21 protein-coding genes and 1 tRNA gene are annotated in these 21841 nt (G+C 73.4%); 8 read left to right on the top strand and 14 right to left on the bottom strand.

The annotated features are described in order from the left end of the window. Positions 1-28: 28 nt before the first annotated feature. Both IRQ30_RS10605 and IRQ30_RS10600 read left to right on the top strand, forming a co-directional pair. A complete protein-coding gene (locus IRQ30_RS10605) occupies positions 29-1513 on the top strand; it encodes an FAD-binding protein (protein ID WP_193612858.1) in 1485 nt (494 codons plus the stop codon). A 186-nt stretch (positions 1514-1699) separates the two neighbouring features. After that, positions 1700-2887 carry a pyridoxal phosphate-dependent aminotransferase gene (locus IRQ30_RS10600; protein ID WP_338089655.1) on the top strand — a complete coding sequence of 396 codons (1188 nt, stop codon included), beginning with the start codon at positions 1700-1702 and terminating at the stop codon, positions 2885-2887. On the opposite strand, the gene IRQ30_RS10595 is transcribed toward IRQ30_RS10600, so the two are convergent. Beyond that, positions 2884-4254, bottom strand: coding sequence for a YncE family protein (locus IRQ30_RS10595; protein ID WP_193612857.1), 1371 nt, complete (start codon positions 4252-4254; stop codon positions 2884-2886). The genes IRQ30_RS10600 and IRQ30_RS10595 overlap by 4 nt on opposite strands. A 116-nt stretch (positions 4255-4370) precedes the next feature. Between IRQ30_RS10595 and IRQ30_RS10590 the strand changes: the two genes are divergently transcribed. The 3 genes from IRQ30_RS10590 to IRQ30_RS10580 are packed head-to-tail and all read left to right on the top strand — an operon-like array spanning position 4371 to position 7122. Beyond that, positions 4371-4847, top strand: a complete 477-nt coding sequence (locus IRQ30_RS10590) for a hypothetical protein (RefSeq protein WP_193612856.1) — start codon at positions 4371-4373, stop codon at positions 4845-4847. After that, positions 4844-5770 carry a hypothetical protein gene (locus tag IRQ30_RS10585; protein WP_193612855.1) on the top strand — a complete coding sequence of 309 codons (927 nt, stop codon included), beginning with the start codon at positions 4844-4846 and terminating at the stop codon, positions 5768-5770. The genes IRQ30_RS10590 and IRQ30_RS10585 overlap by 4 nt, the downstream gene beginning before the upstream one ends. Then, entirely contained in the window at positions 5767-7122 is a 1356-nt protein-coding gene (locus IRQ30_RS10580; protein ID WP_193612854.1) for a hypothetical protein, read from the top strand. The genes IRQ30_RS10585 and IRQ30_RS10580 overlap by 4 nt, the downstream gene beginning before the upstream one ends. A gap of 1 nt (position 7123) precedes the next feature. On the opposite strand, the gene IRQ30_RS10575 is transcribed toward IRQ30_RS10580, so the two are convergent. Together IRQ30_RS10575 and IRQ30_RS10570 are read right to left on the bottom strand one after the other, a co-directional pair. After that, positions 7124-8518: a vWA domain-containing protein gene (locus IRQ30_RS10575; protein WP_193612853.1), complete on the bottom strand. Its 1395-nt coding sequence runs from the start codon at positions 8516-8518 to the stop codon at positions 7124-7126. After that, positions 8515-9378 (bottom strand): AAA family ATPase, encoded by an 864-nt coding sequence (locus IRQ30_RS10570; RefSeq protein ID WP_193612852.1) that lies wholly within the window; start codon positions 9376-9378, stop codon positions 8515-8517. The genes IRQ30_RS10575 and IRQ30_RS10570 overlap by 4 nt, the downstream gene beginning before the upstream one ends. Before the next feature lie 192 nt (positions 9379-9570). On the opposite strand from IRQ30_RS10570, the gene IRQ30_RS10565 reads away from it, so the two are divergent. The 3 genes from IRQ30_RS10565 to IRQ30_RS10555 all read left to right on the top strand — a co-directional run bounded on the left by IRQ30_RS10565 (position 9571) and on the right by IRQ30_RS10555 (position 10416). Then, positions 9571-9897 (top strand): hypothetical protein, encoded by a 327-nt coding sequence (locus IRQ30_RS10565; protein WP_193612851.1) that lies wholly within the window; start codon positions 9571-9573, stop codon positions 9895-9897. Between the two features lie 127 nt (positions 9898-10024). Next, on the top strand, positions 10025-10264 hold the full coding sequence (locus IRQ30_RS10560) for a DUF6458 family protein (protein WP_193607891.1): 240 nt from the start codon (positions 10025-10027) through the stop codon (positions 10262-10264). A 14-nt stretch (positions 10265-10278) separates the two neighbouring features. Continuing rightward, positions 10279-10416, top strand: a complete 138-nt coding sequence (locus IRQ30_RS10555; RefSeq protein ID WP_193612850.1) for a hypothetical protein — start codon at positions 10279-10281, stop codon at positions 10414-10416. Here the strand turns inward: IRQ30_RS10555 and IRQ30_RS10550 are convergent. The 11 genes from IRQ30_RS10550 to IRQ30_RS10500 all read right to left on the bottom strand — a co-directional run bounded on the left by IRQ30_RS10550 (position 10413) and on the right by IRQ30_RS10500 (position 21750). After that, entirely contained in the window at positions 10413-11021 is a 609-nt protein-coding gene (locus IRQ30_RS10550) for a DUF305 domain-containing protein (RefSeq protein WP_193612849.1), read from the bottom strand. The two genes, IRQ30_RS10555 and IRQ30_RS10550, sit on opposite strands and share 4 nt — an antisense overlap. Positions 11022-11030: 9 nt before the next feature. Continuing rightward, on the bottom strand, positions 11031-12170 hold the full coding sequence (locus tag IRQ30_RS10545; protein ID WP_193612848.1) for a hypothetical protein: 1140 nt from the start codon (positions 12168-12170) through the stop codon (positions 11031-11033). Between the two features lie 197 nt (positions 12171-12367). Further along, positions 12368-12457: transfer RNA gene (locus tag IRQ30_RS10540), tRNA-Ser, on the bottom strand. A gap of 64 nt (positions 12458-12521) precedes the next feature. Beyond that, a complete protein-coding gene (locus tag IRQ30_RS10535; protein ID WP_193612847.1) occupies positions 12522-13097 on the bottom strand; it encodes a TIGR03086 family metal-binding protein in 576 nt (191 codons plus the stop codon). Positions 13098-13168: 71 nt separating this feature from the next. Further along, on the bottom strand, positions 13169-14680 hold the full coding sequence (gene araA / locus IRQ30_RS10530; RefSeq protein ID WP_193612846.1) for an L-arabinose isomerase: 1512 nt from the start codon (positions 14678-14680) through the stop codon (positions 13169-13171). After that, positions 14677-15366: an L-ribulose-5-phosphate 4-epimerase gene (locus IRQ30_RS10525; RefSeq protein ID WP_193612845.1), complete on the bottom strand. Its 690-nt coding sequence runs from the start codon at positions 15364-15366 to the stop codon at positions 14677-14679. Before IRQ30_RS10525 ends, araA begins: the two co-directional genes overlap by 4 nt. Beyond that, positions 15363-17051, bottom strand: a complete 1689-nt coding sequence (araB, locus tag IRQ30_RS10520) for a ribulokinase (RefSeq protein WP_193612844.1) — start codon at positions 17049-17051, stop codon at positions 15363-15365. Before araB ends, IRQ30_RS10525 begins: the two co-directional genes overlap by 4 nt. A gap of 5 nt (positions 17052-17056) precedes the next feature. Beyond that, positions 17057-18148, bottom strand: coding sequence for a LacI family DNA-binding transcriptional regulator (locus IRQ30_RS10515; protein ID WP_338089654.1), 1092 nt, complete (start codon positions 18146-18148; stop codon positions 17057-17059). Further along, the gene (gene yjfF / locus IRQ30_RS10510; protein WP_193607899.1) at positions 18145-19155 is read right to left on the bottom strand and encodes a galactofuranose ABC transporter, permease protein YjfF; all 1011 of its coding nucleotides are present in this window, start codon (positions 19153-19155) and stop codon (positions 18145-18147) included. The genes IRQ30_RS10515 and yjfF overlap by 4 nt, the downstream gene beginning before the upstream one ends. Next, positions 19152-20174 (bottom strand): ABC transporter permease subunit, encoded by a 1023-nt coding sequence (locus IRQ30_RS10505; RefSeq protein ID WP_193607900.1) that lies wholly within the window; start codon positions 20172-20174, stop codon positions 19152-19154. The genes yjfF and IRQ30_RS10505 overlap by 4 nt, the downstream gene beginning before the upstream one ends. Next, entirely contained in the window at positions 20167-21750 is a 1584-nt protein-coding gene (locus IRQ30_RS10500; RefSeq protein WP_227467415.1) for a sugar ABC transporter ATP-binding protein, read from the bottom strand. The genes IRQ30_RS10505 and IRQ30_RS10500 overlap by 8 nt, the downstream gene beginning before the upstream one ends. Between the last annotated feature and the right edge of the window lie 91 nt (positions 21751-21841).

Here is a 21841-nt window from a genome sequence, read left to right as displayed (position 1 = left end):
AAACTGGAACATGTTCTACCTTTGCTCCATGAGCGCCCAGGGCACCGCCGTCCCCGACGTCCTCCCGGCGGGTGACCTGCCCGCCGACGCCGCGTCGTACGACGTCGTGGTGGTCGGCTTCGGGATCGCCGGGGGCTGCGCGGCGCTGGAGGCGGCGCGCGCCGGCGCGTCGGTGCTGCTGCTGGAGCGCGCGGCGGTGCACGGCGGCACCTCGAGCATGTCCGGCGGCCACTTCTACCTCGGCGGCGGCACCGCGGTGCAGCGGGCGACCGGCCAGGAGGACTCGGTCGAGGCGATGTACGACTACCTGCTCGCGGTGTCGAAGGACCCCGAGCCGGACAAGATCCGCGCCTACTGCGACGGCTCGGTCGAGCACTTCGACTGGCTGGAGGCGCTGGGCTTCGAGTTCGAGCGCAGCTTCTACCCGGAGAAGGCCGTCATCCAGCCCGGGACCCAGGGCCTGATGTTCACCGGCAACGAGAAGGTGTGGCCGTTCCGCGACCGGGCCCGCCCCGCCCCACGCGGCCACAAGGTGCCGGTGCCCGGCGACACCGAGGGCACCCGCATCGTGATGGACCTGCTCCGCGAGCGGGTCGAGGAGGCCGGGGTGACGGTCCGCTACGAGACCGGCGCGACCAACCTCGTCGTCGACGACGCCGGCGAGGTGGTCGGGGTCGCCTGGCGGTGCTTCGACGAGACCGGGCTGGTGAGGGCGCCGGCGGTGGTGGTCGCCGCGGGCGGCTTCGTGATGAACCCCGACATGGTCGCCGAGCACACGCCGGCGCTGGGCTCGAAGCTGTTCACCCTCGGCTCGACGTACGACGACGGGCTGGGCATCCGGCTCGGGCAGTCGGTGGGGGCGGAGCTCAAGCACATGGACGAGCCCTTCATCACCGCGCCGGTCTACCCGCCGTCGGTGCTGGTCACGGGCCTGCTGGTCAACCAGGAGGGCCGACGGTTCGTGGCCGAGGACAGCTACCACTCCCGCACCTCGCAGTTCGTGATGGAGCAGACCGGCTCGGCGGCGTACCTGATCGTCGACAGCGAGCACGTGGAGTACCCCAAGATGCCCCTCGTCCCCCTGCTCGACGGCTACGAGACCGTCGCGGAGATGGCCGCCGGGCTGGGCGTCCCCGAGGCGGCGCTGCAGGAGACGCTCGACCGCTACAACGAGCACGCCGCCCGCGGGGAGGACCCCGACTTCCACAAGTCGCCGGACTGGCTGGCCCCGCAGTCGGTCGGCCCCTGGGCGGTCTTCGACGTGCGGCTGGGCCACGCGCTCTACGCCGGCTTCACCCTCGGCGGGATCCGGGTCACCGTCGACGGCGAGGCCCAGCGCCCCGATGGCTCGGTCGTCCCCGGCCTCTACGCCGCCGGCGCCTGCGCCTCCAACCTCGCCCAGGACGGCAAGGGCTACTGCTCCGGCACCCAGCTCGGCGAGGGCTCGTTCTTCGGTCGACGCGCCGGCGTGGCGGGAGCGAAGCGAGCGGCACGCCTGGCGCGGCGAGGTTGAGGAGAGTCTGCACAGACCCGAACGGAGTGAGGGGCTGTGCGACCCGTCTCGAAACCCGGTGGAGACGAACGACGGCGCCAGGGACAGCTCCTCGGGTTTCGAGACAGGCGCTAGCGCGCCTTCCTCAACCCCCGGGGGCGCGCCTTCCTCGGCCCACGATGAGCACCGGCGGCTAGCCTCGCCTGCGTGACCGACCGCCTCCGGGTGGCGCAGCGCGCCGCCGTCCCGCCGTTCCACGTCATGGACCTGCTGGAGGCCTCGGCGCGGCGCCAGCGCACCCACGGCGACGTGCTCAACCTGCTGGCCGGGCAGCCGAGCAGCGGCGCGCCGGCGCCGGTGCGCGACGAGGCGGTGCGGCTGCTCGGCAGCGGCGACCCTCTCGGCTACACCCCGGCCGTCGGCATCCTCGAGCTGCGCGAGGCGATCGCACAGCACCACCGCCGCGCGCACGGCATCGAGGTCGGCGCCGACGACGTCGTGGTCACCACGGGGTCCAGCGGCGGCTTCCTGCTGGCGTTCCTGGCGGCGTTCGAGGTGGGCGACCGCGTGGCGATGGCGCGCCCGGGCTACCCCTGCTACCGCAACGTCCTCAGCGCGCTCGGCTGCGAGGTCGTGGAGGTGGCGACCGGGCCCGAGACGCGCTTCCAGCCGACGGTGGCGCAGCTCGCCGAGACCCACGAGCGCACGCCGCTCAAGGGTGTCGTGGTGGCCAGCCCCGCCAACCCGACCGGCACGATGCTGCTGCCCGCCGAGCTCGCCGCGATCGCCCGGTGGTGCGACGAGAACGCCGTGCAGCTGATCTCGGACGAGATCTACCACGGCATCGAGTACGCCGGCCTCGACGGCGGCGCCACCCTCGCCCGCTCTGCCTGGGAGACCAGCCGCGAGGCGGTGGTGTTCTCGAGCTTCTCGAAGTACTTCTCGATGACGGGCTGGAGGATCGGCTGGATGCTGGTGCCCGAGCGCCTGCGGCGCGCGGTCGACGTGCTCACCGGCAACTTCACGATCTGCCCGCCGGTGATCGCGCAGCGCGCCTGCCTCGCCGCCTTCGACGACGCGACGTACGCCGAGCTCGACGGCCACGTGCGCCGCTACGCCGAGAACCGCCGGCTGCTGCTCGACACCCTCCCCCAGCTCGGCGTGACCCGGCTGGCGCCGGCCGACGGGGCGTTCTACGTCTACGCCGACGTCGGGCACCTCACCCAGGACTCGATGTCCTTCGCCCACGACCTGCTCGCCCGCACCGGCGTCGCCGTCGCGACCGGCGTCGACTTCGACACCGCCGAGGGCCACCACCACATCCGGCTCAGCTTCGCCGGCCCCCGGTCCGACATCGAGCAGGCCCTCGACCGCCTCCGCCTCGACTGGACCTAGCCCCCCGGTCGCTCCCACAGGGAGAGGGGCGAGGTGCGGGTGGGAGCGGACGACGTGGCGTGACCGAGGCGTCCGAGGAGGCCGCGGCGGACGACGCCGTTGCGCACGCGCTGGGGGTGGTCGCCGACCTTGGTCGTCGACACCACCCGCGCGGTGCGGTAGCTGATGCGCGAGACCGTGTCGGAGCCCGACCACGAGACGTAGCAGTAGCGCCCGTCCCAGCTCGGGGTCACCCAGTAGGGCTTGAGGCCGCGCTTGATCAGGCGACTGTGCCGGCCGGTGCGCGGGTCCACGACGGTGGCGTAGTCCGACATGGTGCCTGCGACGCAGAGTCTCGTGCCCTTCGGGTTCATCGCGATGCCGTGGTGCGCGGAGTCGAGCAGGTACTGCTCGCGCGGGGTGCTCGGGACCAGGTTGGGCAGGCGGCGGACCCGCGTGATCCGGCCCGTACGGCGGTCCAGCTGCACGAAGCCGTGGAAGAACGACAGCTGGAAGAAGATCTTCCGCTCGTTCGGCGACAGCGTGAGCGGCCGGACGGCCGTGCTGACCCGGTCCAGGCCGCGGGCGTCGAGCGCCTTGCGCAGGTCGTAGCGGCGCACGACCTTGAAGGTCTTCGCGTCGACGACCTGGAGCACCCGGTCGTCCTTGGTGGCGTCCAGCGCCGGGTCGTCGAGCGGGCTGTAGACCATGCCGATGCTGGCGTGCAGGATGCGGCGGCCGCCGTCGATGAAGACGCTCTCGTGCGGTGACCCGCCGGAGGGGAAGCGGCCCACCTCCTTGCCGTCGGCCACCCGCAGCACGTGCACGACGTTGCCGGTGGAGGCGCTGACCACCACCCGCCGCCCGTCGGGCGAGATCGCCATGTGGTCCGAGCGCACCCCGGCCACGGCGAAGCGCCACACGATCCTCCTGGTCCGCAGGCTGATCGCGACGACGTCCCCGAACGAGGGGCGCGAGATCACGACCAGGCGGCCGTCGTTGGAGGAGTACATGTCGTCGACGAACTGGTCGTTGCCCTCGCCGATGAGCTCGCGGATGGCCAGGAAGTAGGCCAGCCGGTAGGGGTTGGTCGCGATCTCCTGCATGCGCGCGGCGTAGTCGGGCACCACGTCGATGCGGGCGACGCGGCGGAAGGTCCGCGGGTCCAGCACGTCGGCCGTGCCCTCCCAGTTGTTGCCCACGAACACCACGCGGCGCACCGTCGCCGGCACCGCGGCCGGCCCCGTGTCGGCGGCGGCCGGCGCCGCCGCCTGGGCCGGGGCCGCGACCGGCCCGAGCCCCGTCAGGACGAGGGCGGCACCCAGGCACGCGACCAGGCCGGCGACCAGAGGGGCGAGCGCCGTACGACGGGGTGCGGACCGCTGCATCAGGACTCCTCCGTGACGGGGGCCACCACGATCGGGCGCGCGATGGCGTTTCGGGAGAGTTCAACGAGGGAAAGCGCACAAGGACACGGATTCAGGCGGACGGCCAGGCGGAGGGCGTGACGATGTACGGCGACACCGACGTGCTGCGCAGGCGCGCCGACCAGCTGCGGGAGCAGGCGGTCGACGTGCGGATGCTGGCCGACCAGCTGGTCGCGCAGACCGAGAGCCTCGGCTGGACCGGCCGGGCGGCGGAGAGCATGCGGCTGCGCGTGCAGGAGCGGGCGAGCCACCTGCGGGCGGTGGCCGGTGCGCACGACACGGCGGCCGACTCGCTCGACCGGCACGCCCAGGACGTGACGACCCTGCAGGACGCGATCGCCGAGCGCGAGCGCACGGCGACCTCGCTCATCGCCGACGCCCGCACCCGGGTGGCCCAGGTCGAGACGGCCAACGAGACGGCCGACGCCGCCGTACGGCGCGTGGCCGACGACGACGACCTCGCCCTGGTGGCCGTCACCCCGCCGCCCCCGGGCCACCGGGACTGGCTGACCGTCGAGCTGCCCGGACTCCGCGACGACTCGAGGACCTCATGACCACCATCGACCTGAGCACCCCGCCTCCCCCGCCGGTCGGCACCCTGGAGGCCCTGCCCCGTCGCGCCACCCTGACGCTGGCCGAGCTCCGGCTGGTGGCCGAGCACGCCGGCGGCGCCCCGCTGCCCTTCGACCTCGCCGCACCGAGCGAGACGCCGCCGCTGGAGGGCCGCCTCGGGCAGACCCGCGGCACCTCCGAGGACCAGGCGTACGCCGCCGCCGTCGCCACGCTGCACGAGGGCTCCGACTCGCTGGGCCGGCGCGGGCTGCTCGTCGGCGGGGTCGTCGACGAGGGCCTGGTCGGCGCGGTCGGGCTGCTCGCCACGCCGACCCTCGCGCTGGACCTCGACGTCACCGCCGACTCCGTGCAGGCCAAGTCCTGGCACCGTCAGGCCGGCGACGCCGTGGCCACCCTGGCCACGGTCGACGGCATCGTGTTCGAGCTGGCGTGGTTCCCCACGGCCCACTGGCCCTCCGAGCTGGCCCGGGTGGCGGTCGTGCCGGAGGACCTCGGCCTGCGCGACTCGGTCGTGCCGGACGAGGTCGACCTCCCCTACGAGCTGGTGGACGCCGCCGTGGAGGCGGTCGCCGCCTCCCGCAACGACCTCCTCCCCGTGCTGGCCGGCCAGCACGCGCAGGCCGCCCGCGACGCGGCCGGCCGGGCGCTGGGCGAGTCCGAGCTGGTCGCGATCCTCACCGCCCTGGTCGGCGAGACCCAGGGCCGGCTGCGCGGCATGGTCGCCGACGTCTCCACCGAGTCCACCACCGTGGTGGGCGTCGTGTCCTGGGTGCTGCTGGCCGACGGCTGGCGCGCCCTGTGCCCCCACCTGGAGGGAGAGGTGCTGCGGGTGCGCGTGCAGCGCGTCGACGCCGCCGACCTGGCTCCCCACCTGGCCCCTGTGCTCGCGGAGGTGTCCCGATGAACGACGAGACCAGCCAGGAGTCGGTGGTCTCCGCCGCGTCCCGCGAGGAGCGCCAGGTGCCCACCACCGAGGCGGAGGCCCTCGACCTGGCCGACAAGTACGACCGGATGATGCGCCTCGCCGACCTGTTCGACTCCGCCGGCGAGGAGATGCGCGAGCGCGCCAAGCTCGGCGCCGACGTCATCAGCGACCCCGAGCTGGTGGCGTCCGCGGAGCTCTCGCCGGCGACGCACGCCCAGGCGGAGGAGGACGTCCGCACCGCCACCACCGGCACCCGCGGACTGCTGACCCGCTCGATCGAGCTCGACGCCGACGCGCTGGTCCTGCGCGCGACCGTGCTCACCTACCGCTGGATCGACGAGCTCCAGGTCGCGGCCTACCAGACGCTCGGCTCCATCGCGGGCCGCGCGATCGGCTACCTCGCGCCCGAGGTCGCCCTCGGCGGCGCGATCGTCTCGGCCGGCCTGATCGAGACCGACGCGCTCGACCGCGACGGCGTGGCGGCGTACCTCAACGAGCTCGCGGAGAAGAACCCCGAGCTCATGGAGCACGTCACCAGCGGTGGCGGCGGCCTGCTCGACGGCCTGCAGATGCGCTCGCTGCTCACCTCCGGCGTGCTCTCCGGCGACGAGGGCCGCCTGGCCGCGCGCGGCGGGCTGCGCGCGATGGGCGTGCCGCCGCTCGCCGCCGACTTCGGGGCGGCGCTGCGCGACACCGCCGGCGGGCTGATCGAGGCGACGCCGGCCGTGGAGCCGATCGTCGCCGACGCCGCCGCGCCCCGCACCCTCGCCGACCTGATGTCGGCGCTCGACAACGCCGCCACGAGCGTGGTGGTCCACAAGGTCACCGACGGGCGCTACATCGCCTACCTGCCCGGCCCCTCCACCGGCGACGGGCGCCGGCTGCGCCTCGTGGGCGGTGACCGCACGACGTACGCCGCGCAGGTGCTGCAGGCGATCGAGACGGCCGTCGAGGGTGACGCCGGAGCCCACGTGATGCTCGTCGGCTCCGCCCAGGGTGGCGTGACCGCCGCCGAGGTGGCCGCGGGCCTGCCGTCCACGGCGTTCGTCATCGACCAGGTCGTCACGGCCGGGGCTCCCTCGGCCCACGTGCCGCGGATCCCCGACAGCACCCGCGTGCTCTCGCTCGAGGACCGCTCCGACCCGGTGGCCGTGCTCGGCTCGCTCATGAGCGCCGGCGCCAGCAACCGGCTCACGGTGGTCTTCGACTCCTCCGAGCGCAACGGCGAGAGCATCTATGTCACCGGCGGGCGCGCGGCCGACACGGCCACGCACCCCGAGCTGCGCGCCGAGATCTCCCGCATCCAGTCGCTGGGCTACCTCGCGGGCTGACTCAGATCGCGAGGTCGTGCACGAACTCGCCGAGCTGGGTGAGGTTGCGGCACTCCACCATCGGCACGATCTCGCCGTACGTCGGGGCGGCGGAGTCGCCGGTGCCCCAGTGGCGGCGCGCCTCGGGGTTGAGCCACCACGCGTGCCGGGTCGAGTCGGCGAGCCGCTGCAGCACGTCGGCGTTCAGGTCGCTGTAGTTGGACCGCGCGTCGCCGAGGATCAGCAGCGACGACTTGGGCCCGAGCGCGTCGGGGTGCGACTCCTCGAACTTCGCCAGCGCGCGGCCGTAGTTGGTGCGCCCCCACAGGGCCGCGTGCGACGTGCTGGCGGCGAGGTCGGCCATCACGTCGGCAACGTCGGCGCCGGGCCGGAAGTGGTGGGTGACCTCGTGGACGTGGTCGATGAAGGTGAACGCCCGCACCTTCTGGAACTGGTCCTGCAGCGCGAAGACCAGCAGCAGCGTGAACTGCGCGAAGTTGGCGACCGAGCCGCTGACGTCGCAGAGCACGACGAGCTCGGTGCGGTGGGGGCGCTTGGGCCGGTGGTGCGTGACCAGCGGGACGCCGCCGGTCGACATCGAGGCCCGCACCGTGCGCCGGAAGTCCAGCGGCCCCCGGCGGCGCGCGTGGTGCTCCTGGGTGAGCCGGGTCGCCAGGCGGCGCGCGAGCGGGTAGATCTCGCGTCGCATCTCCTCCAGGTCGGTCTTGCGTGCCGAGGTGAAGTCGAGCCGGTCGATGCTGGGCTTGAGGGCGACGTTGGCGACGTGGTCGGGCCCCTTCTCCTCCGCGATCCGGCGCCGGGCGTCGTCCTCGACGCGGCGCGTGAACGCGCCGATGCGCCGACCGGAGGTGCGCTGCGCCTCCTCCTCCGTGCGCCCCTCGGCGAGCAGCGCCGCGACGATCCGGTCGACCAGCTGCTGCGGGGAGACCCGCTGCAGCGCGGTGTAGGCCGACCACGACGACAGCCCGGGGCCGCGGCCGGGCATCGCCCCGAAGCGGCCCACCATCTCGGCGGCGAGCCGCTGCAGCCGCTGCCCGTCGTCGTCGCTCAGCGCCTCGACCAGGTCCTCGCGGAACGACGCCAGCGCCTGGGCGTTGTCGCGGGCTCCACCCGACTCGTCGGCGGAGCCCTCCTCGTCGGGGGGCGTGGCGCCGGCCCCGACGAGCCGCGGGAAGTAGAGGTCGAACAGCGCCTCGAACGTCGGCCGCTGCACCTGGCGCTTGAGCAGCGTGGCGGCGTACGCGTCGCGGACGACGGCGCGCTCGGACCAGTCCAGCGCGGTCAGGGCCGCGATCGCGTCGAGGTCCTCGGCCAGCGACACCGGCAGGCCGGCTCCCCGCAGCGCCTCGAGGAAGGCGATGTGGCGGTCGAGGAGGCCCGACGAACCCGGGGTCATCGCCTCAGCCGGAGCTCGCGGATCGCCCGGTCGTGGTCGGACGCGTGCTTGAGCACGACGCCCAGGGTGTCGTTCACGGCCTTGTCGTCGAGGTCGCGGATCTCCAGGGCGATCAGCGTGCGGGCCCAGTCGACGGACTCCGCGATCGACGGAGCCTTCTTCAGCTCCAGCTCGCGCAGGCGGCCGACGGTGGCGACGAGCTGCTCGGCGACCCGGTCGTCCAGGCCCGGCACCTGCGAGGACACGATCTCGCGCTCGCGCTCGGCGTCGGGGTAGTCGAGGTGGAGGTAGAGGCAGCGCCGCTTGACGGCCTCCGACAGCTCGCGGGTGGCGTTGGAGGTCAGGAAGACCAGCGGGCGGCGCACGGCGGAGACCGTGCCGAGCTCGGGGATCGTCACCTGGAAGTCCGAGAGCACCTCCAGCAGCAGCCCCTCGACCTCCACGTCGGTCTTGTCGACCTCGTCGATGAGCAGCACCGTGGGCTCCTCGCGCCGGATCGCCGTCAGCAGCGGCCGGGTGAGCAGGAACTCCTCGGTGAAGATGTCGTCGTGCGTCGCCGACCACTCCTGGTCGCCCGAGGACGCCTGGATGCGCAGCAGCTGCTTCTTGTAGTTCCACTCGTAGAGCGCGCGCGCCTCGTCGAGCCCCTCGTAGCACTGCAGCCGCACGAGCTCGGCGCCCGTCGCGCGGGCCACCGCCTTGGCGAGCTCGGTCTTGCCGACGCCGGCGGGCCCCTCGACCAGCATCGGCTTCTCGAGCGCCCCGGCGAGGAAGGTCGTGGTGGCGGTGGCCGCGTCGGCGAGGTAGCCGACGGCGGTCAGGCGCTCGACGGCGTCGGCGGGTGAGGCGAACCAGGTCATGCCTCATCCTCACCTACGACGGCAGCGGCGGGGGGACGGCGTCGGTCCCTGATCACCCTGGGGCCACGCCGGGCCCACATCGGGCCGCCCGTGACCCTGCCCCACCCGCCTCGTTGGACCGGAGTGCGAGCGGTGGGAGGTGCCGGGACGGGACGCAGACCGCCCCGCGGACAGGCCGTCGCGCTGACCGCGGTGAAGTCGCTCGTGGTCATCGCCGTCGTCGCGCTGGGCTTCGGGCTCGTGGGTGGCGGCGCCGAGCGGCCGCAGCAGCCCGTGGTGCAGCCGCCCGCGACCACGGTCGAGGCGCATCGGCCCTCCGCGGCCCTGCTGCGCGCGATGGACCGGCACGACTGCGTCGAGGCCGGGTTCGACACCGACGTCGAGCCCCGCTCGGCGCTCGTCCGCCGCCACGGCCGCCTGCTCCACGTGTCGTTCGAGGAGGGCTGGGCGGTCTTCACCGAGGCCCGTCCGGGTCGCCTGCTGGCCCTCTGCCTGACCGAGGCCCTGCCCGTGGACTAGCCCACCTGCGCCGCTCCGACACGCATCTTCCCAGGTCAGAGGCCTCTCAGTGTTTCACTGGGCGGGCGACCGGGTATCCGGCCGGGGTTGGTCCCACGGAAGGGACCACAGACGCAAGGAGCTCGACATGGGATACGGACTCGGAGCTTTCCTCCTCGTCGTGGGACTCGTCCTGGCGCTCGCCGTCCAGGACGCCGTCAGCGGCGTCGACCTGCAGATGGTCGGTTGGATCTGCGCCCTCGTGGGACTCGGAGTGATCATCCTCTCGGCCGTGACGATGAACAGCGGGCGCCGTGCCCGCAGCAGCGCCACCACCGTCCACCCCGATGGCAGCCAGACCGTCAGCGAGCGCCGTACCGAGATCTGACCTCGGAGCAACACGTGAGGGAGCAGCCGACGGCCGCCGCCGACGTCCGCGGGCACGAGCACCAGTGGGCGCTCAGCACCGTGGACTACGACGACGGCGGCCGCTCGGTCTCCCGGTTCGACTGCCCCTGCGGCGGAGTCACCTTCCGCTAGCCCGCGGCCTCGAGCAAGGCCTCCATCTGCCGGATCTCGGCGCCCTGGCCGGCCACGACCCGCTCGGCGAGCGCCACCGCGTCCGCGTCGTCGCCGTCGCGCACCTGCTCCTCGGCCATCGTGACCGCACCCTCGTGGTGCTCGACCATCAGCCGCAGCCAGCGGGCCTCGAACTCCGCGTCCGGAGCCGCCTCGAGGGCCGCGAGCTCCTCCGCGCCGACCATCCCGGGCATCTGCTCGCCGACGTCGTCCCCGCCCTCGGAGGCGTGGCCCTCGGCGTTGACGTGGTCGCGCACGGTGGCCGGCACCTCCTCGCCCCACGCGAGCAGCCAGTCGGTCATCGTCTCGATCTCGGGCGCCTGCGCCTCCCGGATGCCCTCGGCGAGGTCCGCCACGTCGGGGCTCAGCTCGCGCCCGACCGTGTGGTCGACCAGGACCAGCGCCTGCGCGTGGTGCTGGATCATGTCGGACGCGAACGCCACGTCCTGGTCGCGTGCGCCGGCGCCGCCCTCGTCGGACTCCGCGTCCGAGCCGCCGCAGGCCGTCAGGGCCAGCGCGCCGGCGAGCAGGAGGGCGGGCACGGCCCGGCTCGTCGATGACGTCATGTCCCGACCCTACGCAGGCCCTCCGGAGGCGGGCGTCTCGTCCGGCGGGGCGAGGTAGAAGCCCGTCGCGGTGCCGATGTGGACGTAGGCCAGCGCCCGGGTGAGGGGGCGCAGGCCGGCTCCCTCGGCCGGGAGCGGGATGTCCCCCGTGTCCTCGGCGGCGATCACGAGGGAGAGGGCCCGCGAGGCCTTCGTCGCCAGCGTCTGGCCCGGGGGCTCGGGGAGGCCCGCACCGGCGACCAGCTCGACGCCGTCCAGCGCCTCGTCGAGGTCCTCGAGCTGCCCCTCGGTGCGGGTCTGAAGGACGACGGCGACGAGCGAGCCCGACGACCTGCGCTCGGCCCCCTCGCCGTGGCGCCCGGTCGCGGAGACCAGCAGCGCCTGGCGGCAGCCCTCGAGCTCCGGCACGTCGCCGTCGAGCCGCAGCGCCTCGGCCGCCTCGTCGCAGTCGACGACCTCGAGCACCGAGGTGTCGAGGCCGACGCGGAACCCTCCGGTCAGGCCCTCGTCGCCGCCCCTCACCTGCTCGGCCGTCTGCTCCAGCCAGGAGCCGCGCGGCTCGGTGTCGCCGACCACCCGCGTGATCAGCACGCCCGTCCCGGCCCAGGCGACGACGGCGACGAGCACCGCGATCGCGACCCGCGTCCGGGTGACGCGCGGGCCGAGGACGAAGCCGCTGAGGAGCGCCAGGCCGAAGGCGCCGAAGAGCCCGGCCAGCGCGACGGTCACGAAGACCTCGCCGGTGTCCGCGAGGCCCCCGCCCACCGCGTCGTTGAGCGAGCGCGACAGCCGGCCGTTGTTGTTGCGTCCCGGGACGGTGCCCCACAGGAACAGCGCCAGCGGCGAGAGCGCGGCGGCCGCCACCCACCCCCAGACGCGTCCCGCACGTCGATGCACCCGCCACACACCGAAGCACCCCAGCGGGAGCAGGGCCCAGAGCGTCATCAGGATCGCGACCAGCCGGGCGTGGTCGCCGTCGGCGAGGAGGTAGAGCCAGGGCGCCACGACGACGGCGAGCCAGCGACCGCCCACTGCCAGCGCGAACAGGCCCGCCAGCACCCCGACGACCATGAGGACCCCCTGCCACCAGGGGGTCCTCCGCTGCCGACCGCCCGTTCCGGGGCGGCCTTCCTTCACCTTGATGGCCACGTGAGCTCCTGGAGCTGGGACAGGTCAGGCGGCATCCTAGGGAGGCCGCTCACGGGGCGGCGGACGACCCCGGGAGCACCACCGGCGACCGGGTGGGGTTCGGCGCCCCGGCCGGGAATGCGAGAACCGCCCCGGCGAAGGTCTCGCACGTGGGCGGTTCTCCCGACTCTCGTCGGTCTGGATCCCGGAGGATCCGCTGGCGGTGGCGGAGGGATTTGAACCCTCGGTCGGCTTGCACCGACAAACGCTTTCGAGGCGTTCTCCTTAGGCCGCTCGGACACGCCACCGCCGGGAAGGCTACCGGAGCCGGTGGAGGTCGGTGAAATCTGGGTCGCGCCAGCCCCGGCGCGCTCAGGCGCGCGGGTCGCGGCCGGTGAGGGCGACCAGGCGCTCGAGGTCGGTCGCGTCGTCGGGCGGCGTGACAGGCGGGCCGAAGGGACCGTCGCCGGCCTCGGGCGGCACCTCGAAGCCGGCGACGAACTCCCGGCAGGCGGCCACCGAGGCGGGATCGGGGTCGCACCGCCGGTCCGTGGCCCGGGCGAGGTCCCAGCCGTGCACGACGAGCTCGTTCAGCGCCACCTGGGCCGCCACCGCGCCGGGCAGGTCCACGCCGCCCGCCGCGGTCATGCCGTCGTACGCCGCCGGGTTGAGCCAGGCCTCGACGAGCACCTCCAGGTCGCGGACGATGCGGTCGCGCCAGCCCTCCTCCAACCGGGAGGCGTCACCGGCCCCGCCGCCGTCGGCGCCGGGCACGGGCTGCCGGTGGGCGGCGCCGGTGAACGCGATCGTGAGCCCACCGACGTGCTCGACGAGGTCGCCGACCGTGTAGTCGGGGCACGGCGTCGGCAGCGTCAGCTGGTCGTCGGTGGTGGCGAGGACCAGGCGACGCATGCTCGCGGCCGCGGGTCCGAGGTCGAGGGTGTCCATGCCGGTGCCGACCCGGCGCCGTCGCCGGACTCATCGGTCACCGGCGCTCGTCGCGCCGTGGCCCCGACGCGTCAGAGTCCCTGGGCGAGGCGGTGGTAGGCGGCGTTCCACCGCAGCTCGCGCTGGAAGGACCGGGGTGTGGTGTCGGCGTCGATGGTGAGCATCTCGACGCCGGTCATCTCCGCGAAGTCCTCGAGCACCTCGACGCCCACCGCCTGGGAGAGCACGGTGTGGTGCGGCGCCCCGGCCATCAGCCACGACTCGGCCGACGTCGACAGCGAGGGGCGGGGCTTCCAGACGGCGCACGCGACCGGGAGCTGCGGGAGCGCCTCGTCGGGCTCGACGCAGTCGATCTCGTTGACGGTCAGCCGGAGCCGGTCGCCGAGGTCGGCCAGCCCCGCGACGACCGCGGGGCCCGGGTCGCCGGTGAAGCGCAGCCGCACGGGGTCCTCGCGCCCGCCGATGGCGAGCGGGTGCACCTCCAGGGACGGCCGCTCGCTGGTGATGCTCGGGCAGACCTCGAGCATGTGGGCGCCGAGGATCTTCTCCTCGCCGGGGACCAGGTGGTAGGTGTAGTCCTCCATGAACGACGTGCCGCCGGGAAGCCCGGAGGCCATGACCTTGGTCGCGCGCAGCAGCACCGACGTCTTCCAGTCGCCCTCGCCGCCGAAGCCGTAGCCGTCGGCCATGAGCCGCTGCACCGCCAGGCCCGGCAGCTGGCGCAGGCCGCCGAGGTCCTCGAAGTTGGTCGTGAAGGCGCCGAAGCCCCCCTCACCGAGGAAGGACCGCAGCCCCAGCTCGACCCGCGCGCCGTAGCGCAGCGACTCGTGGCGCTCGCCGGCGGGCAGCAGCTCGGGCGCGACGCGGTAGGTGTCGGCGTACTCGGTGACGAGCTTGTCGATGTCGGTGTCGGCGACCTGGTCCACGACGGCGACCAGGTCGTTGACGCCGTAGGTGTTGACCGAGACCCCGAAGCGGCGCTGCGCCTCGACCTTGTCGCCCTCGGTGACCGCGACGTCGCGCATGTTGTCGCCGAAGCGGGCCAGCCGCAGGGTGCGGGTCTCGTGGCGGCCGACGGCGGCGCGGGCCCAGTGGGCGATGCGCTGCGCGACCACAGGCGACTCGACGTGCCCGGCGACGGTCTTGCGGGCGATGCCGAGGCGGGACTGGATGTAGCCGAACTCCCGGTCGCCGTGGGCGGCCTGGTTGAGATTCATGAAGTCCATGTCGATCGTCGCCCACGGCAGCGCCATGCCGGCCTGGGTGTGCAGGTGCAGCAGCGGCTTCTGCAGGGCGTCGAGGCCGGCGATCCACATCTTGGCCGGGGAGAAGGTGTGCATCCACGCGATGACGCCCACGCACTGCGAGGCGCTGTTGGCGTCCAGCATCTGCCGGTGGATGGAGGCGGCGTCGGTGAGCACGGGCTTCCACACGACGGTCGTCGGCAGCTCGCCCGCGGCGCCGAGCCGCTCGACGATGCCCTGCGACTGGGCGGCGACCTGGTCCAGGGTCTCGGGGCCGTAGAGCCCCTGGCTGCCGGTGAGGAACCAGACCTCGGGGAGGGGCGTGCTGGTCGTGGTCATCGTGGGTCCTTCTGCTGTCCGTAGACGTGCTGGTAGCGGTCGAAGAGCGAGTCGACGTCGGCCGGGTCGATGGTGAGCGGGACGCCGAGCTGGCGGGAGATGTGCACCGTGCGGGCGACGTCCTCGCACATCACGGCGGCCTTCACCGCGGCCCGCGCGGTCGGTCCGATGCTGAAGACGCCGTGGTTGCGCATGAGGACGGCCGGTGAGCGGCTGCCGCGCAGGGTCTCGACGATCCCGCGGCCGATCGAGTCGTCGCCGATGATCGCGAACGGGCCGACGGGGATCTCCCCGCCGAACTCGTCGGCGCCCATCGTGAGGACGCACGGCACCGGCTCCCCGCGGGCGGCCCAGGCCGTGGCGTACGTCGAGTGCGTGTGCACGACGCCGCCCACCTCGGGCAGCTCGCGGTAGACGTAGGCCTGGGCCTCGGTGTCCGACGAGGGCGCGTGGTCCCCCTCCACCACGCGCCCCCGCAGGTCGCAGACGACCATGTTGTCCGGCGTGAGGTCGTCGTAGGAGACCCCGCTGGGCTTGATCACCAGCAGGTCGTGCCCGGGCACGCGCGCGGAGACGTTGCCGGCGGTCCACACCACGAGCCCGTAGCGGGTGAGCTGCTCGTGGAGGGCGCAGACCTCGCGGCGCAGGGCCACGACGGTGTCGCGGACGTCGGCGGTCACGGTCATCGCGACTCCCTCCGCCCGACGGCCGCGCGCCGCAGCGCCTTGAGCCGGCGCATGGTGGGCTGCTCGCGGCCGAAGTGGTCGTGCAGCTCGAGGTAGATCTCGAAGAGCGCGTCGTAGGCGGTGGCCCGGTGCTCGTCGGGGACGTAGACGTCCGTGCGGACCCTCCCCATCGCCTTCGCCGCCGTCGGGACGTCCGGGTAGTGGCCGGCCGCCACGGCGGCGTGGATCGCCGCGCCCAGCGCCGGGCCCTGCTCGGAGTCGAGGATCGACAGCGGCAGCCGCGTCACGTCGGCGTAGACCTGCATCAGCAGGGGGTTGCGCGCCAGCCCGCCCGCGACGGTGAGCCCGTCGACCGGGATCCCGCTGTCGCGGAAGGTCTCCACGATCACGCGGGTCCCGAAGGCGGTCGCCTCGACGAGGGCGCGGTAGACGTCCTCCGGCCGGGTGGCCAGGGTGAGGCCGACCACGAGTCCCGAGAGCTCGTGGTCGACCAGGACCGAGCGGTTGCCGGAGTGCCAGTCGAGGGCGACCAGCCCGTGCTCGCCGATCTCCTGCTCCGAGGCCAGCCGGGTGAGGTGCTCGTGCAGCGACTCGCCCGCGGCGGCCGCCGCGTCGGCGTACGCCGGCGGCACGGCGTGCTCCACGAACCAGCCGAAGATGTCGCCGACGCCGCTCTGGCCGGCCTCGTAGCCCCAGGACCCGGCGACGATCCCGCCGTCCACGACCCCGCACATGCCGGGCACCTCGCGCAGCACCTCGGAGCTCACGACGTGACAGGTGGAGGTGCCCATGATCGCGACCATCTGCCCGGGGCCCACCGCCTGCGCGGCGGGCGCGGTCACGTGGGCGTCGACGTTGCCGACGGCCACGGCGATGCCCTCGGGGAGCCCGGTCCACGCCGCCGCCTCGGCGGTCAGGGAGCCCGCGCGGTCGCCGAGCCGGCCGATCGGCTGGTCGACCTTGCCCGCCACGAACGACTCGAAGCCCGGGGCGAGGGCCCCGAGGAAGCCCGGGGAGGGGTAGGACCCCTCCTGCTCGCCGTCGAGGCGCTGGTAGTTGCCCTTGTAGCCGGCGGAGCACGCGTTGCGGACGTAGCTGCCGCACAGCTGCCACACGATCCAGTCGGCGGCCTCGACCCAGCGCTCGGTCCGGTCGTAGACCTCGCGGTCCTCCTCGAAGAGCTGCAGCCCCTTCGCGAGCTCCCACTCCGAGGAGATCAGGCCTCCGTAGCGCGGGAGCCAGGCCTCGCCCCGCGCCTCGGCGAGGCGGTTGACCCGGTCGGCCTGGCCCTGGGCGGCGTGGTGCTTCCAGAGCTTGACGTAGGCGTGCGGCCGGTCGGCGAGGCCGTCGAGCTCGCAGAGCGGGGTGCCGTCGGCCAGGGTCGGCACCATCGTGCAGGCGGTGAAGTCGGTGGCGATGCCGACCACGTCGCCCGGGTCGATCCCGGCCGCCGCGACGGCCTCGGGAACCGCCGTGCGCAGGACCTCGCGGTAGTCCTCGGGCACCTGGAGCGCCCAGTCCGGCGGCAGCCGGCGCGACGCCCCCGGGAGCCGGTCCTCGATCACCGCGTGCGGGTAGGCGTGCGTCGCGGTGCCGACCTCGGCGCCGTCGGACACGCGCACCACCAGCGCGCGGCCCGACAGGGTGCCGAAGTCGACCCCCACGACGTACTGCTGCTCGGACATCTCTCCTACTTCCTGCGGGGGGTCGCGGAGCTGGCGCGGACGACCAGCTCGGGTCGGATCAGGCGGGCCGGCTCGCGCCGGTCGGGGTCGTGCGCGATGGCGCCGCGCAGGATCTCGATCGCCCGGCGGCCGACGGCGGTGAAGTCCTGCCGGACGGTGGTCAGCGGCGGGATTAGGTACGCCGCCTCGGGGATGTCGTCGAAGCCCACGACGCTCACGTCGCCCGGGACCGAGCGCCCGGCCTCCGACAGCGCGCGCAGCAGGCCCAGCGCCATCTGGTCGTTGGCGCAGAAGACGGCGGTCACGTCGCTCGAGCCCTGAGCGATCTCCCGCCCGGCCTCGTAGCCGCTGCGGGCCGACCAGTCGCCGACCAGGTGGCGCGACGGCCGGAGCCCCGCGGCGTACATGGCCGTCTGGAAGCCGAGCAGCCGGGCCCGGGCCTCAGTCCACTCCTGCGGGCCCGCGAGGTGGGCGATGTCCTCGTGGCCGAGGTCGATGAGGTGCCGCGTGCCGAGCTCGGCGCCCGCGACCTGGTCGACGCCCACGGTCCAGCGCGCCCGGTCGGGATCGCCCTCGACCACGACGACGGGCGTGCCGCCGGCCTCCTGGGCCCGGGCCACCTCCAGCGCGTCGTCGTTGGCGGCGATCAGCACGATCCCCTCCACGGCGTGGTCGCGCAGGTGGTCGATGGCGTCGGTCAGCGACGCGCGGGTGTGGTTGGGCAGGTTGACCGAGCTCACGAAGTAGCCGGCCTCGCGACCCGCCGCCTGGATGGTGCGGTGCACCGTGCTCGGACCCCAGTAGCCGCTCTTGGACCCGATGACCCCGATCGTCGCCGAGCGGCGGGTCACCAGGGCGCGGGCGGCGGTGTTGGGCCGGTAGCCCAGCTGGCGGATGGCCTGCTCGACGCGCTCGCGGGTGGCCGGGCGCAGGTTGCTCTGCCCGTTGACGACGCGCGAGACCGTCTGGTGCGAGACCCCGGCTAGCCGGGCGACGTCGGCCATCACCGGGACGCGGCCGGTGGGACGGGCCGGCGCGTCGGTCGGCGGCCCGGTCGGCAGAGGTGTCGGCAGACCGGTCGGCAGTGGGGCCGTCACGACTGGCGCCGTGTCATGAACCGCTGGATCACCACGAACACCAGCACCAGCAGGCCGATGGTGATCCTGGTCCACCACGAGCTGAGGGTGCCGTCGAAGGAGATGAAGGTCTGGATCGTGCCGAGCACCAGCACGCCGAGCATGGAGCCGATCACCAGCCCGCGCCCGCCGGTGAGCAGGGTGCCGCCGATCACCACCGCGGCGATGGCGTCCAGCTCCATGCCCACGGCGTGCAGGCTGTTGCCGGACAGGGTGTAGACCGCGAACAGGAGTCCGCCGAGCGCCGCGCAGAAGCCACTGATCGTGTAGACGCCGACCTTCACCGCCGCGACGCGCAGCCCCATCAGCATGGCCGAGCTCTCGCTGCCGCCGACGGCGTAGACGGTGCGGCCGAAGCGGGTGCGGGCCAGCACGTAGGCCGCCACCGCCACGACGGCCAGGGCCACCACGACGGTCCACGTCGTGTAGTAGCCGCCGGGCAGCGTGATCGTGGAGAACGCGATCTCGGAGAACGTCGGGTCGCTGATCGAGATCGACTCCACGTTGATCAGGTAGGTCAGTCCCCGCGCCAGGAACATGCCGGCCAGCGTGGCGACGAAGGGCTGGATGTCGAAGTAGTGGATGAGCAGCCCCATCAGGGTGCCCAGCACGGCGCCGACCACGAGCACGGTCGCCATGGCGAGGTACGGGGACCAGCCCAGCTCGAGCGTCCGGGCGGCGATCATCGTCGACAGCGCGACCACGGAGCCGACCGAGAGGTCGATGCCGCCGGTGAGGATCACGAAGGTCATCCCCACCGCCAGGACGATCAGGAACGCGTTGTCCAGCAGCAGGCTCAGGAAGACCTGCGGGTCGGCGAAGCCCTCGTAGCGCAGGCCGCCGACGCCGAAGAGGCCGACGAACAGCGCGAACGTCGCCAGCACGGGCAGGTAGCGCGAGGGCGGGCGGTAGCCGCGGACGCGGTCCCAGGGGGAGGCTCCGGCGACGGGGACGGTGGCGGTGCTCATGAGGTGGCTGCCTTCGCGACGAGGGGCGCCGGGCGGCGTACGCGCAACGCGGCGCGGGCCTTCGGCGACTGGACCAGGCACACCGCCACGACGACGAGGGCCTTGAACAGGTAGTTGGCCTCCGAGGGGATGCCGATGTTGGGGATGGTCTTCTCGAGGGTGGTGATGAAGAGCGCGCCGACGAGCGTGCCGGTCAGCGAGAAGCGTCCGCCGGCCAGGGAGGTCCCGCCGATCACGACGGCGAGGATCGCGTCGAGCTCGATCCACAGGCCCAGGCTGTTGGCGTTCACGGAGTTGGTGTTGGCGGCGATGATCAACCCCGCCAGCCCGGCGCAGAGGGCGGCGAAGACGTAGACGGTCCAGATGATCGTGCGGGCCCGGACGCCGGCCAGGCGGCTGGCCTCCGGGTTGATCCCGACGGCCTCGATGAGCATCCCGAGCGCCGTACGACGGGTGACCAGGGCGGTCAGGCCGAAGACCAGCAGCGCCACGAGCATCGCGACCGGCAGCGTCAGCACGAAGCCCGACGCCAGGTCGCTGAACACGTCGTTGTTGACGGTGGTGATCTGCCCGTCCGTGACCAGCATGGCCAGCCCGCGCCCGGCGACCATCAGCACGAGCGTGGCGATGATGGGCTGGATGCCGAGCACCGCGACGAGGAAGCCGTTCCACAGGCCGAGCAGGACGCAGACCCCGAGCGCCATCGAGCAGGCCACGATCGCGGTGCCGACGGCCCCCTCGTCGCTGCCCACGATGTAGGTGCAGGCGACCGCCCCCGCGATGGCGGCGACGGCCCCCACCGAGAGGTCGATGCCGCGGGTCGCGATGACCAGCGTCATCCCGAGCGCGACCAGGAGCACCGGCGCGCTGTTGCGCAGCACGTCGATCAGGCTGCCGAAGAGGTGGCCGTCCTGCATGCGGATGTCGAAGAACGACGGGGTGGCCACCACGTTGATGAGGAGCAGCACGACCAGCGCGAGCACCGGCCAGACCAGCTGGTGGGCGAGGACCTTACGCACGGGACTCCTCCTCCTGCGGCGAGGTGGCCTCGCCGGCGATGATCTCCAGCAGGTCGCTGACGCTGACGTCGTCGTTGGGTCGCTCCGCGATCTTGCGCCGGTCGCGCATGACCACCAGGCGGTCGCTGAGGCGGAGCACCTCCTCCAGCTCGGCGGAGATGAACACCACCGACATGCCGCGGCGGGCCAGGTCGGCGACGAGCTGCTGGATCTGCGCCTTGGCGCCGATGTCGATCCCGCGGGTGGGCTCGTCGAGGATCAGCACCTCGGGCTGCGTCAGCAGCCAGCGGGCGAGCAGCACCTTCTGCTGGTTGCCGCCGGACAGGTTGCGCATCAGCGCCTGAGGGTCGGGCGGGCGGATGTCGAGGGTCTCGATGTACTCCGCGACCAGCCGGTGCCGGGTTCCCGTGGGGATCGGGCGCAGCCAGCCGCGGGACGCCTGGAGCGCCAGCAGCATGTTGTCGGCGACCGTGAGGTCCTCGATGACGCCCTCGGCGCGGCGGTTCTCGCTGGAGAACGCGATCTTGCGGTCGATCGCGTGGCGGGGGCTGCGCAGCCGGCGCCGCTCCGAGCGGATCTGGAGCTCGCCGTGGTCGGCGGTGTCGGCGCCGAACAGCAGGCGCGCCAGCTCGGTGCGCCCCGAGCCGAGCAGCCCGGCGATGCCGACCACCTCGCCGTCGTAGAGCTCGAGGTCGAAGGCCTCCAGCGAGCCCTTCCGGCTCAGCCCGAGGGCCTTCATCACCGGGGCTCCGCCCGCCCGGGCGTCGGTGGCGGCGACCTCCCGGTCGAGCCGCTCCAGCACCTCGAGCTCGCGCCCGATCATCAGCTGCACCAGCTCCAGCTGGGTGGTCGAGGCCACCGTGCGCTCGCCGACGAGGCGGCCGTTGCGCAGGATCGTCATGCGGTCGGCGATCTCGTAGACCTGGTCGAGGAAGTGGGAGACGAACACGATGGCGGTGCCCTGGTCCCGCAGGGTCCGCATCACCGTGAAGAGCTTGGCCACCTCGTCGGCGTCCAGGCTCGAGGTGGGCTCGTCGAGGATGAGCACCCGCGCGTCGACGTCGACGGCGCGGGCGATGGCCACGAGCTGCTGGACGGCGATCGGGTGCTCGCCCAGGGTCGAGGTCGGGTCGACGTCGATGCCGAGCCGGTCGAGGGTCTCGCGGGCCCGTCGGTTCATCGCCCGGACGTGGATGCCCCCGAGGCGGCGGGGCTCCCGGCCGAGCAGCATGTTCTCGGCCACGGTGAGGTTAGGGACCAGGTTGACCTCCTGGTAGACGGTGCTGATGCCCGCCGCCTGGGCGGCCGCCGGCGAGGAGAAGTGGTGCTCCTCCCCGGCCACGCGGATCGTGCCCTCGTCGATCGTGTAGACGCCGGTCAGCGCCTTGATCAGCGTCGACTTGCCGGCACCGTTCTCGCCCATGAGGGCGTGGACCTCGCCGGGCAGGAGTCGCAGGCCGACCCCGGAGAGCGCGCGCACCGCCCCGAAGGTGATCGAGACGTCCTGCATCTCGATGACCGGCGTCGTGGCGGACTGCGCGGCCACGTCGGGCGGCTGGAGGTCCATCTGCGTCATCTCGTTCCTCTCGTGCGGTGCGGGGTCGGGGCCGCCCGGGGACACCTCCGGGGGGGGCCCAGCGACGGGGGGGCAGGACAGTGGGGGGGGC

The sequence above is a fragment of the Nocardioides lijunqiniae genome, from assembly GCF_015024225.1.
GTDB classification, from domain to species: domain Bacteria; phylum Actinomycetota; class Actinomycetes; order Propionibacteriales; family Nocardioidaceae; genus Nocardioides; species Nocardioides lijunqiniae.
This window is presented reverse-complemented; position numbering and strand designations above follow the sequence as displayed.